Origin of the sequence: Nocardioides sp. (assembly GCF_035429765.1) — a bacterium.
Classification (GTDB): domain Bacteria; phylum Actinomycetota; class Actinomycetes; order Propionibacteriales; family Nocardioidaceae; genus Nocardioides.
In genome coordinates, this window is the sequence record NZ_DAOMFK010000318.1 from 1 (window position 1) to 2075 (window position 2075).

Annotated in this window: 3 protein-coding genes; all 3 read left to right on the forward strand. The window is 69.8% G+C overall.

Annotated elements, in window-relative coordinates; translation table 11 throughout:
- The first annotated feature begins 104 nt into the window (after positions 1-104).
- The gene (ftsE, locus tag PLP61_RS16715; protein WP_324503913.1) at positions 105-794 is read left to right on the forward strand and encodes a cell division ATP-binding protein FtsE; all 690 of its coding nucleotides are present in this window, start codon (positions 105-107) and stop codon (positions 792-794) included.
- A gap of 33 nt (positions 795-827) precedes the next feature.
- A complete protein-coding gene (gene ftsX, locus PLP61_RS16720; protein ID WP_324503915.1) occupies positions 828-1739 on the forward strand; it encodes a permease-like cell division protein FtsX in 912 nt (303 codons plus the stop codon).
- 146 nt (positions 1740-1885) lie between these two features.
- On the forward strand, positions 1886-2075 hold a 190-nt coding region (locus tag PLP61_RS16725), incomplete at its 3' end, for a hypothetical protein (protein WP_324503917.1).

Genomic DNA, 2075 nt, shown 5'->3' on the forward strand with positions numbered 1-2075 from the left:
CGTGGTGTCGATGCCTCATCTGACTGCCGAGAAGCTCGCGGCCCTCCCGATACCGCTTCGTCCCCCCGATGAACAGCGGGGGCCCGCCGACTACCCTCGCCACAGTGATTCGCTTCGAGAAGGTCACCAAGACCTACCCCGGCCAGGGGCACCCCGCCCTCGACCAGCTCACCGTCGACATCGAGAAGGACGAGTTCGTCTTCCTCGTGGGTGCCTCGGGGTCCGGAAAGTCGACGTTCCTGCGGCTGGTGCTGCGGGAGACCCGGCCCACCTCGGGCCGGGTGTACGTCGCGGGCAAGGAGATCGACCGGCTGGCCGGCTGGAAGGTCCCCCGGCTGCGCCGGCAGATCGGCACGGTGTTCCAGGACTTCCGCCTGCTGCCCAACAAGACCGTCTCGGAGAACGTCGCCTTCGCGCTGCAGGTGATCGGCAGGCCCAAGTCGGCGATCGCCAGGACCGTGCCCGAGACGCTGGAGCTGGTGGGGCTGGAGGGCAAGGGCGACCGCATGCCCGACGAGCTGTCCGGCGGCGAGCAGCAGCGGGTGGCCATCGCCCGCGCGTTCGTCAACCGGCCGATGATCCTCATCGCCGACGAGCCCACCGGAAACCTGGACCCCACCACGTCGGTCGGCATCATGAAGCTCCTGGACCGGATCAACCGCACCGGCACGACCGTGCTGATGGCCACCCACGACTCCGGCGTCGTGGACCAGATGCGCAAGCGGGTCATCGAGCTCGAGAACGGCCGGGTCGTGCGCGACCAGGCCCAGGGCGTGTACGGCGCCCAGAACTGACCACCCCCGAACCGCCCAGAGAGCCCTCACCTGATGCAGCTGCGCTACGTCTTCTCCGAACTCGGCCAGGGTCTGCGCCGCAACCTGTCGATGCACATCGCCGTCGTGCTGACCCTGTTCGTCTCGCTGACCCTGGTCGGGCTCGGCATCCTGCTGAACCAGCAGGCCCAGAAGGCTGCGGACTACTGGGGGAGCCAGCTCGAGATCACCGTCTGGCTGTGCAAGGCCGACGACGACAACCCGGCCTGCTCGGGGGAGGTGACCCCGGCGCAGCGGGCGGCGATCCTCACGGTGGTCGAGGAGAACCCGGAGGTGGACGGCTTCCACACCGAGACCAAGGAGGAGGCCTTCGCCAAGGTCAAGGAGCTCCTGGGGCCGGAGAAGTTCGAGGGGCCGAACCCGCCGGCGACCGCCGAGGCGATGCCGGAGTCGGTGTGGATCCAGCTGAAGGACCCCAACGAGTACGCCGGCATCACCAGCGCCGTCACCGGGCTCGACGGGGTCTCCGGGATCCGCGACGCCAGGGAGACGCTCAAGCCGATCTACGGGTCGATCAACGCGCTGACCTGGGCCGCGCTGGCGACGGCGGCGTTCCTGGTCCTGGCGGCACTGCTCCTGGTGGGCAACACCATCCGGCTCGCGGCGATGGCGCGCCGCCGCGAGATCGGGATCATGCGCCTGGTCGGCGCCTCCACGATGTACATCACGCTGCCGTTCCTGCTCGAGGCGCTGGTCACGGCACTGTTCGGCGTACTGCTGGCGGGGGCGGCCCTGGCGACGTTCATGAAGCTCGGGATCATCGAGCGGGCCCAGGACCAGCTCAAGTTCATGCCGTGGATCGGCTGGGACTCCTACGTCTACGCGATGACCTGGGTCGCGATCCTCGGGCCCGCGCTCACGGTGCTGCCGACACTCGTGCTGACGCGGAAATACCTCAAAGTGTGAGCGCCGTCGGTTAGCGTCGGGTTCGTTCACTTCCCCGAACACCCGAAGGCAGACCGGTGCGCCTCTTCCCCCGTACCCTCCGCCCTCGCCTGGCCGCGGCCTCCGTCGCGTGCCTGCTGGCGACCGGAGCCGCAGTAGTCGGCTCCGTGGCGACCCCCCAGGCCCAGGCCGACGACCTCCGGGACAAGCAGCGGCAGGTCCAGGGCCAGATCTCCTCCGCCCACGACGACCTCGACGAGTCCAGCGCCCGCGCGCGGCGTACCGCCGCCCGGCTGGAGGCTGCGCAGGCCGAGCTCACCACCGCTCGCGCCCAGCTGGCGGCCGCCCGGGCCCGCC

Coding starts and splice junctions, on each gene's coding strand:
- ftsX (WP_324503915.1), top strand. CDS start 828: ATGCAGCTGCGCTACGTCTTCTCCGAACTCGGCCAGGGTCTGCGCCGC.